Annotated in this window: 15 protein-coding genes and 1 tRNA gene; 6 read left to right on the top strand and 10 right to left on the bottom strand. The window is 43.1% G+C overall.

Annotated features, from left to right (window positions below):
* Positions 1-26 precede the first annotated feature (26 nt).
* Genes ACT8YW_RS06855 through ACT8YW_RS06840 form a run of 4 tightly spaced genes read right to left on the bottom strand, consistent with a single transcriptional unit; the run spans position 27 to position 3,914 of the window.
* Complete coding sequence (locus ACT8YW_RS06855) at positions 27-1,322, bottom strand: transglycosylase SLT domain-containing protein (RefSeq protein ID WP_444104450.1); 1,296 nt, start codon at positions 1,320-1,322, stop codon at positions 27-29.
* A gap of 33 nt (positions 1,323-1,355) precedes the next feature.
* A complete protein-coding gene (locus tag ACT8YW_RS06850; RefSeq protein WP_369867904.1) occupies positions 1,356-2,243 on the bottom strand; it encodes a DUF5683 domain-containing protein in 888 nt (295 codons plus the stop codon).
* Positions 2,244-3,134 carry a ParB/RepB/Spo0J family partition protein gene (locus tag ACT8YW_RS06845; RefSeq protein ID WP_004301392.1) on the bottom strand — a complete coding sequence of 297 codons (891 nt, stop codon included), beginning with the start codon at positions 3,132-3,134 and terminating at the stop codon, positions 2,244-2,246.
* 15 nt (positions 3,135-3,149) lie between these two features.
* Complete coding sequence (locus ACT8YW_RS06840) at positions 3,150-3,914, bottom strand: ParA family protein (protein ID WP_004301394.1); 765 nt, start codon at positions 3,912-3,914, stop codon at positions 3,150-3,152.
* 355 nt (positions 3,915-4,269) lie between these two features.
* On the opposite strand from ACT8YW_RS06840, the gene surE reads away from it, so the two are divergent.
* The 3 genes from surE to ACT8YW_RS06825 all read left to right on the top strand — a co-directional run bounded on the left by surE (position 4,270) and on the right by ACT8YW_RS06825 (position 7,152).
* On the top strand, positions 4,270-5,037 hold the full coding sequence (gene surE / locus ACT8YW_RS06835) for a 5'/3'-nucleotidase SurE (RefSeq protein ID WP_444104449.1): 768 nt from the start codon (positions 4,270-4,272) through the stop codon (positions 5,035-5,037).
* A gap of 92 nt (positions 5,038-5,129) precedes the next feature.
* Positions 5,130-6,266, top strand: coding sequence for a lipid-A-disaccharide synthase (gene lpxB / locus ACT8YW_RS06830; RefSeq protein WP_444104448.1), 1,137 nt, complete (start codon positions 5,130-5,132; stop codon positions 6,264-6,266).
* Between the two features lie 94 nt (positions 6,267-6,360).
* The gene (locus ACT8YW_RS06825) at positions 6,361-7,152 is read left to right on the top strand and encodes a NigD1/NigD2 family lipoprotein (protein ID WP_004310987.1); all 792 of its coding nucleotides are present in this window, start codon (positions 6,361-6,363) and stop codon (positions 7,150-7,152) included.
* A 106-nt stretch (positions 7,153-7,258) separates the two neighbouring features.
* Here ACT8YW_RS06825 and ACT8YW_RS06820 read toward each other — a convergent pair whose 3' ends face one another.
* From ACT8YW_RS06820 to rsfS, 3 genes are read right to left on the bottom strand one after another with little or no spacing between them, the layout of a single operon-like run.
* Entirely contained in the window at positions 7,259-8,107 is an 849-nt protein-coding gene (locus tag ACT8YW_RS06820) for a phosphatidate cytidylyltransferase (protein WP_444104447.1), read from the bottom strand.
* A gap of 16 nt (positions 8,108-8,123) precedes the next feature.
* Positions 8,124-10,277, bottom strand: coding sequence for an ATP-dependent zinc metalloprotease FtsH (gene ftsH, locus ACT8YW_RS06815; protein ID WP_032848672.1), 2,154 nt, complete (start codon positions 10,275-10,277; stop codon positions 8,124-8,126).
* Between the two features lie 9 nt (positions 10,278-10,286).
* Positions 10,287-10,646, bottom strand: a complete 360-nt coding sequence (gene rsfS / locus ACT8YW_RS06810) for a ribosome silencing factor (protein WP_004310984.1) — start codon at positions 10,644-10,646, stop codon at positions 10,287-10,289.
* A gap of 264 nt (positions 10,647-10,910) precedes the next feature.
* On the opposite strand from rsfS, the gene ACT8YW_RS06805 reads away from it, so the two are divergent.
* A tRNA-Gln gene (locus ACT8YW_RS06805) sits at positions 10,911-10,981 on the top strand.
* A 339-nt stretch (positions 10,982-11,320) separates the two neighbouring features.
* Here the strand turns inward: ACT8YW_RS06805 and ACT8YW_RS06800 are convergent.
* The 3 genes from ACT8YW_RS06800 to rsmA form a co-directional block, all read right to left on the bottom strand.
* Positions 11,321-13,174: a DUF349 domain-containing protein gene (locus ACT8YW_RS06800; protein WP_444104446.1), complete on the bottom strand. Its 1,854-nt coding sequence runs from the start codon at positions 13,172-13,174 to the stop codon at positions 11,321-11,323.
* Positions 13,175-13,259: 85 nt separating this feature from the next.
* A complete protein-coding gene (gene mgtE / locus ACT8YW_RS06795; RefSeq protein WP_004312092.1) occupies positions 13,260-14,600 on the bottom strand; it encodes a magnesium transporter in 1,341 nt (446 codons plus the stop codon).
* A gap of 61 nt (positions 14,601-14,661) precedes the next feature.
* Complete coding sequence (gene rsmA / locus ACT8YW_RS06790) at positions 14,662-15,462, bottom strand: 16S rRNA (adenine(1518)-N(6)/adenine(1519)-N(6))-dimethyltransferase RsmA (RefSeq protein ID WP_004312093.1); 801 nt, start codon at positions 15,460-15,462, stop codon at positions 14,662-14,664.
* A 116-nt stretch (positions 15,463-15,578) separates the two neighbouring features.
* On the opposite strand from rsmA, the gene ACT8YW_RS06785 reads away from it, so the two are divergent.
* Positions 15,579-16,565, top strand: a complete 987-nt coding sequence (locus ACT8YW_RS06785; RefSeq protein ID WP_004315816.1) for a lysylphosphatidylglycerol synthase transmembrane domain-containing protein — start codon at positions 15,579-15,581, stop codon at positions 16,563-16,565.
* A gap of 121 nt (positions 16,566-16,686) precedes the next feature.
* A complete protein-coding gene (locus tag ACT8YW_RS06780) occupies positions 16,687-18,144 on the top strand; it encodes an aminoacyl-histidine dipeptidase (protein ID WP_004315815.1) in 1,458 nt (485 codons plus the stop codon).
* Positions 18,145-18,845 lie beyond the last annotated feature (701 nt).

Genomic DNA, 18,845 nt, shown 5'->3' with positions numbered 1-18,845 from the left:
TCCGAACGATGCAAGCAGGAAGCTGTTTATTTGTATATTTTCAATCGTTTTCCTGCTGCAATTTTGGTGTTGGACATTCCATTCCACCTTTGTATATCCTTAATTGTGACGCCATACTTACCGGCGATGGTTGACAAAGTGTCTCCACTTTTTATTGTGTAGTAGGTCAGTTTGCCTTTACCGGCAACGGCTGTTGTCGTTTTGCGGGTTGAGGGGGTGATTTCCTTAACAGCAACGGTTTTCCGGTTGCGGAACAATTCGTCGGCACGATGTGTGTAAATTGTGTCTTGCTTATCTATAAAGGTACTGATAGCATCGATAGGAAGTCTTAAAGTATAAGGCTTGCTGTCACCCGGAATCATTTGCTTCTTATATTGCGGATTCAAGCTCTTGATTTGATCCAAAGGTACATTGCAAAGATCAGCAATCTGTTCGAAGTGCAGGTTCTTGTTCACTTGTACTGTGTCGGTACTTGCCGGGATATTTGTTTCCATCGGACAAATATTATGGTCACAATAGTAAGTCATCACATAATTAGCGGCGATAAAGGCAGGTACGTAACCACGTGTCTCTTTAGGCAGGTAATTATAAATTTTCCAGTAATCCGTTTCGCCATTGGCACGGCGGATTGCCTTGTTGATAGTACCGGGACCACAGTTATAAGCAGCAATCACAAGATTCCAGTCTCCATAGATATCGTACATTTCTTTGAGATAACGTGCGGCAGCCCAAGTTGCTTTAATCGGGTCGCGTCGTTCATCTACCAGGCTGTTTGATTCCAAGCCATAGATCTTACCTGTACCGATCATAAATTGCCACAGACCGGAAGCGCCTGCGCGTGACACGGCAGAGGGGTTCAGTGCAGATTCGATAATCGGGAGATATCTAAGTTCCAGTGGAAGTCCGTATGCATCCAATGCTTCTTCAAAAATCGGCATATAGAAGTTGCAGGCACTCAACATGAAAGAAACCTGATTACGCAAGCGTCCTGCATACATATCGATGAATTTGCGGATAATATCATTATAAGGCATTTCCATGATAGCCGGAATGCGTGACAAGCGGTCGATATAGACAGAGTCGCTGAATAAAGGGTTGATTTCAGCTGTACTGCAATCTTTGCCTAAGTCAATATAATTTTTGGCTTTCCAGTCGTTCAACAGACTGTCAAGTGGATATGTCATACTTTTAGGCAGGTCGATGCTTTCTTTGCGTTCAGTTCCATTTTCACGAATCACTACATCTACACTTTGCGCTTTTACCTGCGACGTTGCCACCAGTAAAAGAAAAATAATCGAACAATAGTTAACTAATTTCTTCATGCTTCAATAATAAGATCAATCTAAATTGTGTTTTTAAAATCGTAATACGCATTGCAGACCAACCGACTTGCTTTTTAAACTGCTGGAGCGGAACTGGTTGTTATTGTCGATTACAGCCGGTTCTACTTTCATACTCAAGTCGGGGGTTATATCGAAGTTAGACAACTCTGCATCTACATAAGCGTCGATGATAGAGATCAGGTAAACTCCGATAAAGGCAAATATACTAAGGTCCCGATAACGACGGAACATATCTTTTCTTCGTTTTAGTGTGTTTTTTAGCTGCTCCTCATTATAAGTGGAGTTCGGGGGCAACAAATCTTCGTAACTTTTCGTATTCGGATTGCTGTCCATAATGTCCAGATAGGCTTGCGAATAGTCTTTGTACATCTTACCGTTCCAACTTAAGGCGTAAGCACAACCAGCAAATCCTCCATATATAATAGGTAATTTCCAGTATTTACGGTTGTAAATCTGTCCTCCACCGGGGAATACGACTGCCAGCCACGTTGCTTTGGTCGGATTCGGTATAAATATTTTCTTGTTAATATCTTGAGCAGGTGGCGGCACAGTGTCGGTCTTTACAACAATGGAGGCAGGTTGCTCTATCTTTTTCAGCTCTTTCTTGTTGGCTGCATCCAAGCTGTCCGCTATCTGTATTTTAGCAGCTGACAAACTGTCGATGGCCGGAAGTTCTTTGGATGGTATGATTTGGATAGAATCCTTCTTCACCGAGTCCTGTATAATCGGATCACGATGCCTTCGTGCACGGGCTTTCGGCGCTTCGCGCTGTATGATTGTTGTATCTTTCCGTGCCGGAGTAACAGTGGATTGTGCATACACATCAATCCCTGCCACCTGTAAAAAACAGAGAAGCAGGGCGCTGATTAGTAACTGATATTTCTTACTTTTTCTTGTCATTTACTTCTTTAGCGTATCGAAGATTTCCATGATACGTTCCAGTTCCTCCTCGTTCCCGAAAGGAATACTGATCTTGCCTTTTCCCTTTTCAGAGCAGGTGAGTTGTACCTTGGTGTTGAAAAAGCCGGAGAGTTGTTGCTTCAATAAGTTGAATTCTTCAGGAAGTTTGCCACGTTTGGGTGTTATTTTCCGTGTGCCGCTTTTCACAGCTTCTCCTTCGCTTAATGATTTAACAATTTCTTCTACTTTGCGGACTGAATATCCGTGTTCTTGTATTTCTTCGAATATTTTAACTTGTAGTTTAGGGTCGCCTAATGAAATCAGTGCACGGGCATGTCCCATGTCCAACTGCTTGTTTTGCAGGGCCATCTGTATCGGAGCCGGCAATTTCAGTAAGCGCAGGTAGTTGGCGATCGTCGTTCGTTTCTTTCCGATACGTTCGCTAAGACGTTCCTGTGTCAGTTCGTACTGATCGAGCAGATGCTGGTAGGCAAGTGCGATTTCTACGGCATTCAGGTCTTCACGCTGGATATTTTCAATCAGCGCCATTTCCATCATGTTTTCGTCGTCGGCAGTGCGTATATAAGCAGGGATCGTTTTCAGTCCTGCTCTTTGTGATGCACGATAACGACGCTCTCCCGCGATGATCTGATACTCATCGTCCGAGAGTTTGCGTAAGGTAATAGGTTGGATGATACCGATTTCCGCAATGGAATCAGCCAATTCCTGCAATGCTGTTTCGTCAAACTCACGGCGGGGCTGGTTGGGATTGACAGTAATCTTTGCCAGCTCTATTTCATTAATGGAAGAAGACCCTTCGGTTTTCACATCATCCATTGAGAGCAAGGCGTCGAGACCACGTCCTAATGCATTTCTTTTTTGTGTTGCCATATCTTCTTCTTTCTTTTATTTATTTCGGTTGATAATCTCTTTAGCAAGAGCCAGGTGGTTTTTGGCGCCGGTAGATTCCGCATCGTAAAGGATGGTCGGGACACCGTAGCTGGGAGCCTCGCTCAATTTCACATTTCGTTGAATAACGGTGTTGAACACCAGTTCCTGGAAATGACGTTTCACTTCGTCGTAAATCTGATTAGCCTGACGCAGACGAGAGTCATACATTGTCAGTAAGAAACCTTCGATTTCTAAAGCCGGATTCAGTTTCGATTTGATGATTTTGATGGTATTCAACAATTTGCTGATACCTTCAAGAGCAAAATATTCAGCTTGAACGGGGATAATCACGGAGTCGGCTGCCGTCAGGGCATTGATCGTGATCAGTCCTAATGAAGGCGAACAGTCTATCAGGATATAGTCATATTCTTTCTTCAAAGGCGTGAGTACTTCTTTTAATATCTTTTCTCGGTTTGGGAGGTTTAGCATTTCAATCTCTGCTCCTACGAGATTGATGTGCGAAGAGATTACTTTCAAAGAATCAATCTCCGTATCAAGGATAGCGTCCTGTACGTTGGCTCTGTCAATAATACATTCATAGATAGTGCATTCCGACTGCTTGATGTCTACTCCCAGACCGGAAGAGGCATTAGCTTGCGGGTCGGCATCTACTACGAGTACCTTTTTTTCCAGTGTAGCAAGTGAAGCTGCGAGATTAATCGTAGTCGTTGTCTTTCCTACACCGCCTTTTTGATTGGCCAAAGCAATAATTTTTCCCATATTCTCTAAATTTATTGGCAGCGAAATAAGTGATAAATCCTTAGAGCGCCTACGAAAAAAGAGAAACTTTGCAATTTCTGTTGATAAGTCGCCTGTTTTGTTAATAACTGTCGGACGAAACGGTTACCAAACTTCGACAGGTTCATCATCTACCTTTCTCTTTATGAGCTTGCAAATATACATATTTATATTGGATATTTATTTCTTTTTTTGCTCGCTTGCAGAAGATTAAGATTTGTAAACGGGTAGGAGTGGGGGTGAAAGAGACTTTTCGATCTGATGCGGGGAGGTGTTTGGTGGTACGGCTTCTTTTTGTTACTTTTGTGCGAATATAAAAAAGGAAAGGATTGAATATATGGAAAAAGAGAAGCCGTTGATACTTGTTTCGAATGACGATGGCGTGATGGCTAAAGGTATTAATGAATTGGTGAAGTTTCTTCGCCCTTTGGGTGAGATTATAGTAATGGCACCTGATGCTCCGCGTTCCGGTAGTGGGTGTGCGCTGACGGTGACGCAGCCGGTTCATTACCAGTTAGTAAAGAAGGAAGTGGGCTTGACTGTTTATAAATGTTCGGGAACACCGACTGATTGCATCAAATTGGCACGAAACACAGTGCTCGACCGGATTCCGGATCTGATAGTCGGCGGTATCAATCATGGAGATAACTCTGCCACTAACGTGCATTATTCCGGTACGATGGGAGTGGTGTTTGAGGGCTGTTTGAATGGAATTCCTTCTATTGGCTTCTCCTTGTGCAATCATGCACCCGATGCTGATTTTGAAGCTGCCGGACCTTATATCCGGAGTATCGCTGCCATGATCTTGGAAAAAGGACTTCCTCCTTTAACTTGTCTGAATGTAAACTTCCCCGATACAGCCGATATAAAAGGAGTGAAAATCTGTGAACAGGCGAAAGGACGTTGGACGAATGAATGGGCTGCCTGCCCTCGTCTGAATGATCCTAACTATTTCTGGCTGACCGGTGAATTTACCGATCATGAACCTGAAAACGAGAAGAACGATCATTGGGCTTTGGCAAATGGTTATGTTGCTATCACCCCGACTACGGTTGACGTGACGGCTTATCACTTTATGGACGAACTTAATAAATGGTTTAATTAGTTGAAATTTGAACGTTGAAAAAGAAAGCATGACGCCCTGTTAGTCATCTATCCCTACCAACTCTCAACTCTCAACTCTCAACTCTCAACTCAATGAAGTATTATCTGATTGTCGGTGAAGCTTCCGGCGACTTGCACGCCTCTCATCTGATGGCTGCCTTAAAGGCAGAAGACCCGCAGGCTGATTTCCGTTTTTTCGGAGGTGACTTGATGGCGGCTGTCGGAGGAACGATGGTGAAGCATTATAAGGAGTTGGCATACATGGGATTTATCCCTGTATTACTCCATCTGCGCACTATCTTTGCAAATATGAAGCGTTGCAAAGAAGACATTGTTTCCTGGGAACCGGACGTTGTTATTCTGGTAGATTATCCGGGATTCAATCTTGATATTGCCAAGTTTGTCCATGCAAAGACACAGATACCGGTTTACTATTATATTTCTCCGAAGATATGGGCGTGGAAAGAATACCGTATCAAGAATATAAAACGAGATGTAGATGAGCTTTTCTCCATTCTTCCTTTTGAAGTGGAATTCTTCGAAGGAAAGCATCAATACCCCATTCACTATGTAGGAAACCCTACCGTGGATGAGGTGGCAGCCTATCAGGCTGCTCATCCGAAAAATAAGGAGCACTTTATTGCGGAGAATCAATTGGAAGATAAGCCGATTATCGCTCTTCTTGCCGGTAGCCGGAAACAGGAAATCAAAGATAATCTGCCGGATATGTTGAGGGCTGCTTCCGCTTTTCCTGATTATCAGCTTGTCTTGGCCGGTGCACCTGCCATTGCTCCCGAGTATTATAAACAATATGTAGGAGAGGCGAAAGTGAAAATCATTTTCGATCAGACTTATAGCCTGTTGCAGCATGCAGATGTAGCTTTAGTTACTTCGGGTACAGCTACGCTTGAGACGGCATTGTTTCGTGTTCCTCAAGTGGTTTGTTATTACACTCCAATCGGGAAAGTGGTTTCTTTTTTGCGGCGTCATATCTTAACTGTGAGATTTATTTCGTTGGTTAATTTGATTGCTGACCGTGAAGTGGTAAAGGAACTGGTGGCAGATACGATGACCGTGAAGAATATGCAGAGCGAATTGAAAAATATCATTGAAAATGAAGCATATAGAAGTGAGATGCTTTCCGGGTATGAATATGTAGCCGAACGGTTAGGACCTGCCGGTGCTCCCCGTCACGCAGCTCGTGAAATGCTGCGTTTGTTGAAAAAATAACTTTCTTTTTCTGAATAAACGTAAAGCCGATGCAGTAAATGCACGGCTTTTTTATTTATAAAGCAGAAGACTAAAATAAAGAAAGGAAAAAGATATGAAAAAATTTAAGTGGCTTTTAGGAATCTTATTATTGGCATTAGTGCCAATGTTGCAATCATGTGATGATGATGGTTATTCTATTGGAGATTTCAGCTGGGACTGGGCGACTGTTCGTGCAACCGGTGGAGGAGGATATTATTTGGAAGGTGATAATTGGGGGGTGATTGATCCGGTTGCTACTTCTATTCCTTGGTTTAAACCAGTGGACGGTGAACGTGTTGTGGCTTTTTTCAATCCTTTGTATGACATGGAAGGAGGAAAAGGAGTTCAGGTGAAGATGGAAGGCATACAGGAACTGTTGACAAAAGAAGTGGAAGATATGTCGACAGAGGAAGAAGCGGAAGAATTCGGAAATGATCCTATTCTGATTTATCAGGGTGATATGTGGTTGGGAGGAAAGTTCCTGAACGTAATTTTCCGTCAGGAGTTACCTCGTTCGGAGAAACATCGTATCAGCCTTGTGCAAAATAAGATGGAACCGGGAGAGCCGGGCGAACCGTCAGAACCGGGAACATTGAATGTGGATGAAGATGGTTACATACATTTGGAACTGCGTTATAATACGTATGAGGATGTGACTGACTATTGGGGATGGGGACGAGTTTCTTATAATCTGGAAAAGTTCTTCCCTACGCCGAAAGATTCCTGGGTAGCACCCAAAGGGTTTAAGGTGACAATAAACTCAAGAGAACATGGAGAAGGAAGAGTGATTGTGCTTGATTTGGATCATCCGGTCGGTGTACCGGAAGCAGCAAAGGATGTTCATTCCACTTCTTCGATCCGATAACCTAACTATGATTTACTGTGTGTGAAAAAGGTCGGGATACTTCTGTAGAAGTTCCCGACCTTTTGTATTTTGTTTCAGCTCTAATCGATTGAGAAAGAATCCCCCGTTAGAACCATGTTAATGCATATAGATAAACGACTGCTGCCGGTATAGCCATCAGGGAACTGTCAAAGCGGTCGAGCATCCCACCGTGTCCCGGAAGAATGGTTCCCGAATCCTTAACGTGCAACTGGCGTTTCAATAACGACTCCGTCAGGTCGCCCCATGTACCGAATATAACAACCACCAGTGCCAGTCCTGCCCATTCAGTCATTGACATAAATGGGAAGTAGTGAGCGAGTATAAAAGATACTCCGATTGCTACCACTCCGCCGCCGATAGAACCTTCCCATGATTTCTTGGGAGAGATACGTTCAAACAACCGGTGTTTGCCGATCAATGAACCGATGCAATAGGCTCCCGTGTCATTCAGCCAGAGGAAAATAAAGATGGATAGCGGTAGGATAGGATTGTAACTTACGCTACTGTATTCTGATCCCGGATCGTTATGGAATGCCAATACATTCAGCAAAGCAAAAGGCAGTCCGATATAAAGTTGGCTAAGCATAGAATAAGCCCAGTTAAGTACCGGGTTTTCCTTTTTCAGATACAACTCGCTAATCATCATGTAAAGCAATAAAAGCACATACGGGATGAATATCTTCGAATCGGCCGCATCAATGCAGAATCCCATGACTGCAAGGAATAGGTAAGCCCCGCCGAGCATATTAATGGTCTTGTTTATCTTCACTCCTTCTGCGCGCATATTTACCAGCTGTCCGAACTCATAAATGGTCAGTGCGCTGATAGCGGTGAACAGAATACCAAAGCTGAATGCGTCATAAAGGATGCACCCTACCAAGATGGCAACGAAGAGTACACCCGTAATAGCTCGTTTTATGAAATTATTAATCAAAATCTATTCGTTTTAATTAGTTGGACCCGTTAGCTTGTTCTTCCCCATTGGATTTACCCTCTACGGTAACTTTGCCCTCCACAGTAACCTTTTTACCTTCTGCGGCAACTTTGGTGTCTATGGGTGCTTGTTTTTCCTTTGCGGTATTTTCAGCTTCCTCTTCTTTGATTTCTTTTTCTTCTTCTTTCAGCTTTTGGGCAAGTTCTCTTTCAGCTCTTGCGGCATCCTGACTTTCTTTAGCAGCCATGATTTCTTCCGAGCGGGAAGCCCAAGGGCGTTTACCGAAGATACGTTCAACGTCTTCCGCGAAGATTACTTCTTTGTCAATCAGTAATTGCGTCAGTTCGTTGTGTCCTTCTTTATTCTCTGACAGAATTCTCTTGGCACGGTCATACTGCTCGTTTACCATTCTCTTGACTTCTTCGTCAATCAATTCGGCTGTCTTTTCGCTGTATGGACGGTTGAAAGAATATTCATCATTGTTGTAATAACATAAGTTTGGCAGCTTGTCGCTCATACCTAAATAAGCAATCATGCCGTATGCCTGCTTAGTCACCCTTTCCAGGTCGTTCATGGCACCAGTTGAGATGCGGCCGAGGAATAAATCTTCAGCGGCGCGTCCTCCCAAAGTAGCACACATTTCGTCCAGCATCTGCTCCTTGGTAGTGATCTGACGTTCTTCCGGCAGATACCAGGCAGCTCCCAATGCACGACCGCGAGGAACAATCGTAACCTTAATCAATGGGTTGGCATATTCCAACAACCAGGAGATAGAGGCGTGTCCTGCTTCATGCAAAGCGATGGAGCGTCTTTCTGCTTCCGTTGTAATCTTGGTTTTCTTTTCCAGACCACCGATGATGCGGTCTACCGCATCCAGGAAGTCCTGCTTGCTTACGAATTTCTTCCCGTGGCGGGCAGCGATCAGTGCAGCCTCATTGCAGACATTGGCAATATCTGCACCCGAGAATCCCGGTGTCTGACGTGCCAGCAAGTCCACATCTACACTATCGTCTATTTTAATCGGGCGCAAATGCACGCCAAATACTTCTTTACGTTCGTTCAAGTCGGGCAGATCCACGTGTATCTGACGGTCAAAACGTCCTGCACGGAGCAGTGCCTTGTCGAGTACGTCTACACGGTTGGTAGCAGCAAGGATAATCACACCGCTATTGGAACCGAAACCGTCCATTTCTGTCAGCAACTGGTTCAATGTGTTTTCGCGTTCGTCATTTCCTCCCATTGCAGGGTTCTTGCCACGGGCACGTCCTACGGCATCAATCTCATCAATAAAGACGATACAAGGAGCTTTTTCTTTAGCCTGTTTAAACAAGTCGCGAACACGGGATGCACCTACACCCACAAACATTTCCACGAAGTCGGAACCTGCCAATGAGAAGAAAGGCACATTCGCTTCGCCGGCCACAGCTTTGGCAAGCAATGTTTTACCGGTTCCCGGAGGGCCTACGAGCAATGCTCCCTTGGGTATCTTACCTCCCAAATCCGTATATTTCTGCGGTTCCTTTAAGAACTCTACGATTTCCTCCACTTCTTGTTTTGCTTCGGCCAGCCCCGCTACATCTTTAAATGTAATCTTGATGGCTCCGCCTTTTTCAAAAAGCTGGGCTTTTGATTTTCCTACATTAAATACGCCGCCGGGGCCACCACTGCCGCCTCCGCTCATACGGCGCATGAAGAATATCCATAACGCAACCAGCAAGACAAGCGGGAGTACCTGAATCAGAATTGCGGGGAAAATATCCGATTTGGGCGGATAGTCGGATGAACCGTCAAAATGACCGGCTTCCTTTTCTGCCTGCAAAAACTCTTCCAGTTTATCGGTAGACGGGGTTCTACTTGTAATGACAGGGTTGCGTCCCACCTTGGTAGAGTCGGCTCCAAAAACAGCCCCTACGGCAGTCGGTTTGAGGAAAGCTTCGATTGATTTATCTTCATAACCCAATACTTTGCTGACATAACCCTTTTTTACATAGTCCTGAAACTCGCTGTAAGTTACAGCTTTGCTTCCTGCTCCTTTTGAATCACTGCCCCACCAGAGGCCGAGAAGCATAAGGGCAATAATCATATACATCCAGTTCAGGTTGAACTTCGGCATATTAACCTTATTGTTAGGTTTATTGCTATTGTTATTATTGCTATTATTATTGTCCATAATCATTAATTAGTCTAGATCGGGGATTTGAGTAAGTTTAGCATCTGCCCAGAGGTGCTCAAGATTATAAAAAGCTCTTGTCTCCGGCAAAAAAACGTGTACCAATACATCGGCATAGTCCATAGCTACCCATTCTGCATTTCGGAGTCCGTCGATTGCATAAGGCTTGCTGTCCGCACCTTTGCGTGTAAATTCCTTGATTGAATCTACTATTGCACTCACTTGACTGGGAGAATTTCCCTGACAGATAACGAAATATTTACAGATGGTATCTTCTATGCTGGTTAAATCGGCAACGACTATCTTTTTACCTTTTTTCTCTTGAATTCCTTCTTTTATTTTTTCAATTAATACTTTAGTATCGTTCATTCCTGTAATTGGGATTAATAATTCATGTTCTCTATTTGTTTATAACAAAAAAAGGTGACCCTTTGTTTCTGATAATAAACGTGATATTTTTGACAAATATACGCTGATTTATTGGATACAAGAAAGTTATCCCTCAATTTTTGTGTTTTTTAGTGGAGATACTTTTGTTTGGAAAGCTTATTTGGACATTTTTGCAAAAAAAATATCGGATTTGTTTTGAATTCCCAAAATATTTGTATCTTTGCACCCGCAAACGAAAATCATTGGGCTATGGTGTAATGGTAACACTACAGATTCTGGTCCTGTCATTCCTGGTTCGAATCCAGGTAGCCCAACAAATTATAAGACAAAATAAGCTAAAAGCCGTTATTACCTAGTAATAACGGCTTTTTTGCATGTTTAACAGTATGTGTCTCTAAACTTCTCACCATCAAGAGGTCACATAATAGGTCACTGGAAGTTTTAAAAAAACAGTTCCTCGGTGGCAAATTCGGTGACACGAATGCACGTTGATAGTTCGAAAAACGCTAATCTTATGAAAAGCCGTGAAGTTGATTGATAAAGAATAAATCCTTAAACTGGCTGTCGTCTTGTTTAGTAGAAAAGAAAAACAGGTTTTATAGCTCAAGTGAGTATAAAACCTGTTTCTAATTTTTCTAAATCGGGCAGAACTCTTATTCTTCTGCTTTTATTGATTCATCGATTACTTTGATCTTTTGTAATACCAGTTCCAAGTCTGCTTTCAACTTATCTACCTTGCGGTTCAATTCAGTCAGCAGGCTGCTGCCTTTCTTAGAAGTAGAAGTCAGGAAGCCCAGATTGTTCTCATAAGTCTGAAGCTCATTCTTCATATTCTCATAAGTACGTACCAGCTTTTCACGTTCTCTGTACAGAGATTGAGTACCGCTTCCCTGGATATTGCTGATATTCGAACGGAAGTTACTTAACTTCTTGTTGGAAGCATTGATGTTAAAGCGGTCGAATAGCTGATCGATGATTCCGTGATACTGCTTGTATAACTTATCTTTTTCTTTGAACGGCACATGACCGATAGAGTTCCACTCTTTCATTAAATCCCGAACCAAGGTACTTGCTTCTTCGGTATCCATGCTTTCATCAATAGCGGATAACTTCTCGATCAACGCTTTCTTCTTTTCCATATTCTCTGTTTCTACGGAGCGTTGTGAAGAAGTAGCTTTGTTCTTTTGTTCGAAGAAGTAGTCGCAAGCTGTGATAAACCGTTTCCAGATAGCATCCGAGTGTTTCTTGGCAACAGGTCCGATGGTCTTCCATTCTTTTTGAAGTTTGGTCAGTGCATCGGCAGTTACTTTCCAGTCTGTACTATCTTTCAAGGCTTCCGCTTTTTCGCAGAGCGCTTTCTTCTTTTCCAGATTCTCGTTCATTCCTTCTTTCAGGCTCTTGAAGAATTCTCCTTTCTTCTTGAAGAAATCATCGCAGGCATGGCGGAAACGCTCGAAGATCTTCACATTCATCTTTTGGGGCGCAAAACCGATAGTTTTCCATTTGTTTTGCAAGGCAATCACTTCCTGGGTCTTGTTTTCCCAGGCAGAGAATGTTTTCAGTTCATCATACTCAATCGCTTCAACGATTTCGCAGATGACGGTTTTTTGATCCAAATTATGCTGTTCGGCTTCTTTCAACGATTCGAAGTGCTGCTGATGGCGGCGGTTGACAGCGGTAGAAGCTGCTTTAAACCGGTTCCAGATTTCATCACGCAGTTCTTTGGCTACCGGACCTGTATCGCGGAACTCCTGATGCAACTTCTGAAGTTGGTGGAAAGCGGAAACAACATCTTCCTCGTCAGCCAACTTTTCGGCAGCTTCGCAGAGATGCGTTTTGATTTCCAGGTTCTTTTTGAAGTCATATTCGCGGAATTCATTGTTCAGTTTCAATAAATCGTAGAACTTCTCTACATATAATTGATAGTTTTTCCAAAGTTCATTCACTTTACCTTGCGGCACCAGTTTCGTATCATTCCATTGCTGTTGCAGCTTCTTGAACTCCATATAAGATTTGTTGGCGTCATCTCCGGATTCCACCAATTCTTTCAGTTCTTCAATAATGGAAAGTTTCACTTGCAGGTTTTCTTCCTTTTGGCGTTCCAGCTCGGCAACCTGTTTGCTGCGTTTTTCCTTGATAACCCCCATCAGGCGTTTGAATTCTTCTTCCGTCGGGTCCTCTTCGGCAACAAAATCTTCAATGTTTCCACCGTTGTCTGTAAACTGTACCTTAGCAGCTTCCAACTCGGCATTATGTAACTTGTAGAATGATTGTTTCAGATTGTCAATATCCTGCTTGTTCGCATTTTCAGCATCTTGCGCAAGCTCTTTTAGCTGGTTTAGTACATCTTCCTTAGTGGCAGGTTTAGGAGCTGCTTCAGGTTGAACTTCGGCAGTAACATCTTCAGCCGGAGTCTCTGTAATAGCTTCAGAAACCTCGACTGTTTTCTTTTCTTCTTCTAATTCCCCTTGGTTCAAGGGTTGATTAGTGTCATGAGCGTCCATCATTGTATATTAGTTTTGGGTCACAAATTAATGAAATAAAACGATTACTTCATACTATTTTGCTTATTTTTTTTTGTTTATCGTGTTTTTATGACAATAAAACGGTTATTCCCATGTACAACATCATTCCGATGATGTCATTTGTAATGGCTATAAACGGACCTGTTGCAATGGCTGGATCGATTTTGAACTTCTCCAGCGTCATCGGTACCAGTGTCCCGAAAATAGAAGCGAACATTACCACGGCAAACAGGCTGATGGATACGGAATAGGTGACCGTAGCCGTTGCGCCGAACCTGATAAAGTTGTAGGTGTATACTAATAAGGAGATAATAGTGGCATTAATTAAAGCTACTACCGATTCCTTGGTAATCTGCTTGAAGGTATTTTTAGCGTCCAGCGAGCTGTTTGCCAAACCCTGTACGATGATTGCCGAAGATTGTGTTCCGACATTTCCTCCTGTACCACCGATTAGCGGGATGTACAGTGCCATTTCGGGATGGGCAGCAAAGGTGGAGTCGAAATTACCCAATATCATAGAGTTGCCGATTCCGCCGATCATACCGATTAATAACCAGGGGAGGCGGGCGGTGGTCTGTCTCAATACATTATCGTCTGTTTCTACGTCCTGTGAAAGACCGGATGCCAACTGATAGTCACGTTCCGACTGCTCACGGACTTCATCCATGACGTCGTCGACGGTGATTTGTCCCACAAGCCGACCGATACTGTCGACAACGGGGATAGCCACCAAGTCATACTTCTCAATCGCCTGTACTACCTCGTCAATGGGAGTATCTACGTGTACCGAAATCGGATCTTTCTGCATCACGTGTTTCACTTTGGATACAGAAGGGGAAGTAATCATCTTTTTGAGCGGGAAGATACCTCGCAGACGTTCGTCATCGTCAATGACATATACGTAATAGATTTCGTCCAGCTCTTCCGCCTGTTGCCGCATCTCTTTCAGACATTCGGGCATACTCCAGTTTTCGTTGACGAGTACCATTTCCGTACCCATCAAACCACCGGCGGTATTTTCGTCGTATTTCAACAAGTCGACGATGTCTCCTGCCTGTTCGATGTCCTCGATGTGCGAAAGAACCTCTTCCTGCTTGTCTTCATCGAGTTCACGCATCAGGTCTACGGCATCATCCGTGTCCATGTAGTCAACGAAACGTTTGGCGATTGTCTCCGAAGGAAGCATTTCGAGCAGCTCTTTACGAGCATCTTCGTCCATTTCGACAAGCACGTCGGCAGCAATTTCGTTATCGAGCAGGCGATAGACGAACTTAGCCTCTTCCGCATTCAGGTCATTGCACAATTCGGCGATGTCGGCCGGATGGAGGTCGATGAGAAGACCTTTTACCTTGTCGGCGTCTTTTTGCTCAATAAGGTGTTTAACGTTGTCAATGTATTCCTCGTTCATCGTTGTCAATTACAAATTACGAATTACAAAATCCAGTTCTCTGCTCACTGTTGCCCGCCAATTATTGGGCGTTGCCGGCTGTCTTTAGTGCTTCTTCCACTTTATTGGTCAGATCGATAAATTCGGCTACCGATAGTTGTTCCGGGCGTTTATTAAATAAGATGTCCTCCGTGAGCGGACAATCTTTGCCTAAAATAGGTTTGATGGAGTTACGCAATGTTTTCCGTCGCTGGTTGAAGGTCGTTTTCACTACTTGCTTGAACAGTTTTTCGTCGCATCCCAACTCTTTAGTCTCGTTGCGTGTCATACGGATAACGGCACTTTTCACTTTGGGAGGCGGATTGAACACGTGTTCGCTGACAGTGAACAAATATTCCACTTTATACCATGCCTGTATCAATACGCTAAGGATACCGTATGTCTTGCTGCCCGGTCCGGCTGCAATACGTTCGGCTACCTCTTTTTGAATCATTCCCGTGCAACAGGGGACGATATCTTTGTTGTCCAGCATCTTGAAAAAGATTTGGCTGGAAATATTATACGGGTAATTACCAGTCAGTACGAAAGGCTTCCCGTCGAACAACCGGTGAAGATTCATTTTCAAGAAGTCATCCTCGATGATGTGGTCTTCCAGTGACGGATAGGCTTCGCGAAGATAAGCAACCGACTCATAGTCAACTTCTACGACCTTTACCAATCGGTCTTTCTTTACTAGAAACTGGGTCAATACTCCCATACCCGGCCCCACCTCTAAAATAGGTAGTTCGGGGAAGGTATCGACTGTATCGGCAATATCTTGCGCAACTTTCAGATCTTTCAGAAAGTGTTGTCCGAGAAACTTTTTAGGCTTTACTAATTTCATTTACCAACTAAATAATTACTTTTGCAGCTGACAAAGGTAATTCTTTTAAATGAAGAACGTACCACTATTTATTAAAAAATAAATGATGTGTCAGCGAAGCTAATGAAGAATTAAGGATGAAGAAACTATTAAAAAAGACGCTGAAACTGATATTACCGGTTGTTTTAGGCGGCTTTATCTTATTCTGGGTATATCGCGACTTTGATTTTACAAAAGCGGGCGATGTGTTGTTACATGGTACAAATTGGTGGTGGATGCTCTTCTCGTTATTGTTCGGAGTGTTTGCGCAAGTCTTTCGTGGTTGGCGGTGGAGACAGACATTGGAACCGTTGGACGCTTTCCCGAAAAAGAGCGATTGCGTGAATGCTATCTTCATTTCATACGCTGCCAGTCTGGTGGTTCCCCGGATCGGGGAGGTGAGCCGTTGCGGAGTGTTGGCGAAATATGATAATGTCTCGTTTGCCAAGTCGTTGGGAACAGTCGTTACGGAGCGGTTGGTCGATACGTTGACTATTCTCCTCATCACAGGCATCACTGTATTGCTCCAATTACCGATATTCGTCACTTTTCTTCAGCAGACCGGAACGAAAATCCCTTCATTAGTACACCTGCTGACTTCGGTATGGTTTTATATCATTCTGTTTTGTTTTATTGGTGTGGTGATACTTCTTTATTATTTAAGAAAAACGTTGTTCTTCTATGAACGGGTGAAAGGATTTGTACTGAATATATGGGAAGGAATTATGTCTTTAAAAGGCGTGCGCAACATTCCCCTCTTTATTTTTTATACACTGGCTATTTGGGCTTGTTACTTTCTCCATTTCTATTTTACATTCTACTGCTTTGCCTTTACGGCACATTTGGGTATCCTTGCGGCATTGGTCATGTTTGTCGGCGGCACGTTTGCCGTAATTGTGCCTACCCCTAACGGAGCGGGACCCTGGCATTTTGCCATCATTTCTATGATGATGCTTTATGGAGTAAACGTGACGGATGCCGGAATATTTGCCCTGATTGTACACGGTATTCAAACCTTTTTGGTTGTTTTATTGGGTGTGTATGGCTTGGCTGCTCTGCCGTTCACCAATAGACATCGGGCGTAAATTTTTAGCTAAAAGTGTATATTCTTACATGTTTTTGCCAACCTCCTTTGTCATCTGAAAACTTTTCCATAACTTGGCACTGTTTAATTATCAGATTTAAAATAGTTTTAAAATATTTATTATGAGTACCATTCTTTCTTTAGCTCCACAGAACGTGTGGAAGCATTTTTATTCGTTGACACAGATTCCCCGTCCGTCAGGGCACATGGAAAAGATTACAGCATTTCTTTTAGGTTTCGGAAAAGAGCTGGGGCTGGAGTCTTTTGTAGACGAAGCAGGTAATGTGATTATCCGTAAACCCGCCACTCCGGGTATGGAAAACCGGAAAGGTGTGATTCTTCAGGCGCACATGGATATGGTTCCGCAGAAGAACAACGATACTGTACACGATTTTGAAAAAGATCCGATTGAAACTTATATAGACGGTGACTGGGTAAAAGCAAAAGGCACTACTCTGGGTGCAGACAACGGACTGGGTGTAGCTGCTATTATGGCCGTGTTGGAAGCAAAAGACCTGAAACACGGTCCTTTGGAAGCTCTTATCACGAAAGACGAAGAAACTGGCATGTACGGTGCGTTCGGCTTGAAACCGGGTACACTGAACGGAGAGATTCTTTTGAATCTGGACTCGGAAGATGAAGGCGAGTTGTATATAGGTTGTGCCGGAGGTATGGATGTAACTGCTACCCTGGAATATAAGGAAGTAGCTCCCGAAGCAGGAGATATCGCAGTGAAAGTTACATTGAAAGGATTACGCGGCGGACATTCGGGATTGGAAATCAATGAAGGACGTGCCAATGCTAATAAGTTGCTGGTTCGTTTCGTTCGTGAAGCGGTTGCCAGCTATGAAGCCCGTTTGGCTAGCTGGGAAGGTGGTAATATGCGTAATGCTATCCCACGTGAAGCACATGCGGTTATTACCATTCCGGCTGAAAATGAAGAAGAACTATTGGGCTTGGTGAAATACTGCGAAGACTTGTTCAATGAAGAATATTCGGCAATTGAAACACCGATCAGCTTTACGGCTGAACGTGTGGAACTTCCTGCGGGTCAAGTGCCTGAAGAGATTCAGGACAATCTGATTGATGCAATCTTTGCTTGTCAGAACGGTGTGACCCGTATGATTCCTACTGTTCCGGATACGGTAGAGACTTCTTCCAATCTTGCTATTATAACGATTGGTGAAGGAAAAGCAGCCATTAAGATTCTGGCTCGCAGCTCGAGTGATAGCATGAAGGAATATCTGACTACCAGTTTGGAGTCTTGTTTCTCTATGGCAGGTATGAAGGTGGAAATGACTGGTGGATATTCCGGTTGGCAGCCTGATGTTAATTCTCCGATTTTGCATGCGATGAAGGCCTCTTATAAGCAGCAGTTCGGGGTTGAACCTGCAGTGAAAGTAATCCACGCAGGCTTGGAATGTGGTATTATCGGTGCTATTATTCCGGGATTGGATATGATTTCTTTTGGCCCGACTTTGCGTTCACCGCACTCACCGGACGAAAGAGCCTTGATTCCTACTGTACGGAAGTTCTACGACTTCCTGGTGGCTACTTTAGAACAAACTCCACTGAAATAAGGTATTCTTTATTATGTAAATATTCTCCTATTATATAATAGGTATTTATAGCGAAGGCACGGATGAGATTTCATCCGTGCCTTTTTGTCATATTTGTTGCAGTATGTATTGTTATTTTGCCTTATAACAAATAAATTAATTGATGCAAATCAATAAATATGCTATAAAACATAAAATTCTTTCTTTTTTAGATGTGTTGTCTAAACAAAGGCAGTATTTTTGTGTTATAAAACATGTAATTAAGAGGATAACAAAATGAAAAGTTTAAAAAGATTGTTTAGAAAGATCGGCGAAGCCGATGTACATGTTTGGGGATATTCAACAATTAATGCTAAACCAAACAAGTAAGTTTTATTTTTTAGTTTTCAGGAATTAGTAATTTAAAGTTTTAAAGATTATGGCAAAGAAAATGAGTTCTTTAGTTAGAAAAATCCTTAGTGAGGTAGGTCGTAATGAAATGCTTTCATGGGGGTACAGAATTGAGAAATGAGAAAGAGTACATTAACTAGGTTTAGAGTGGGGATACGTTATTAAAGACGATATCCCCACTTTTTCTATATAAAAGAGATATAGGGTGAGGCGGGGAATAAAATGAAGGAGCATTTAACTCATGTCGGTGCAGTTTTGATTCTTTTCACCTCTGTGTCCTCCGTGTCCTCTGTGGTGAAAACAGTGCAAAAATGAACTATTCAATTAAATAA

It is taken from the genome of Bacteroides sp. (assembly GCF_052357945.1).
GTDB lineage: Bacteria > Bacteroidota > Bacteroidia > Bacteroidales > Bacteroidaceae > Bacteroides.
Note: the sequence above shows the minus strand (reverse complement) of the source record. Positions and strands in the feature narration are given on the sequence as shown.

What these genes read in the sequence shown, in the direction of transcription:
- rsfS (WP_004310984.1), bottom strand. Translation starts at nt 10,646, where the DNA reads ATGAACGATACTAAAGTATTAATTGAAAAAATAAAAGAAGGAATTCAA.
- ACT8YW_RS06840 (WP_004301394.1), bottom strand. Translation starts at nt 3,914, where the DNA reads ATGGGAAAAATTATTGCTTTGGCCAATCAAAAAGGCGGTGTAGGAAAG.
- ACT8YW_RS06845 (WP_004301392.1), bottom strand. Translation starts at nt 3,134, where the DNA reads ATGGCAACACAAAAAAGAAATGCATTAGGACGTGGTCTCGACGCCTTG.
- mgtE (WP_004312092.1), bottom strand. Translation starts at nt 14,600, where the DNA reads ATGAACGAGGAATACATTGACAACGTTAAACACCTTATTGAGCAAAAA.
- ACT8YW_RS06855 (WP_444104450.1), bottom strand. Translation starts at nt 1,322, where the DNA reads ATGAAGAAATTAGTTAACTATTGTTCGATTATTTTTCTTTTACTGGTG.
- lpxB (WP_444104448.1), top strand. Translation starts at nt 5,130, where the DNA reads ATGAAGTATTATCTGATTGTCGGTGAAGCTTCCGGCGACTTGCACGCC.
- ftsH (WP_032848672.1), bottom strand. Translation starts at nt 10,277, where the DNA reads ATGGACAATAATAATAGCAATAATAACAATAGCAATAAACCTAACAAT.
- ACT8YW_RS06850 (WP_369867904.1), bottom strand. Translation starts at nt 2,243, where the DNA reads ATGACAAGAAAAAGTAAGAAATATCAGTTACTAATCAGCGCCCTGCTT.
- ACT8YW_RS06780 (WP_004315815.1), top strand. Translation starts at nt 16,687, where the DNA reads ATGAGTACCATTCTTTCTTTAGCTCCACAGAACGTGTGGAAGCATTTT.
- surE (WP_444104449.1), top strand. Translation starts at nt 4,270, where the DNA reads ATGGAAAAAGAGAAGCCGTTGATACTTGTTTCGAATGACGATGGCGTG.
- ACT8YW_RS06785 (WP_004315816.1), top strand. Translation starts at nt 15,579, where the DNA reads ATGAAGAAACTATTAAAAAAGACGCTGAAACTGATATTACCGGTTGTT.
- ACT8YW_RS06800 (WP_444104446.1), bottom strand. Translation starts at nt 13,174, where the DNA reads ATGATGGACGCTCATGACACTAATCAACCCTTGAACCAAGGGGAATTA.
- rsmA (WP_004312093.1), bottom strand. Translation starts at nt 15,462, where the DNA reads ATGAAATTAGTAAAGCCTAAAAAGTTTCTCGGACAACACTTTCTGAAA.
- ACT8YW_RS06825 (WP_004310987.1), top strand. Translation starts at nt 6,361, where the DNA reads ATGAAAAAATTTAAGTGGCTTTTAGGAATCTTATTATTGGCATTAGTG.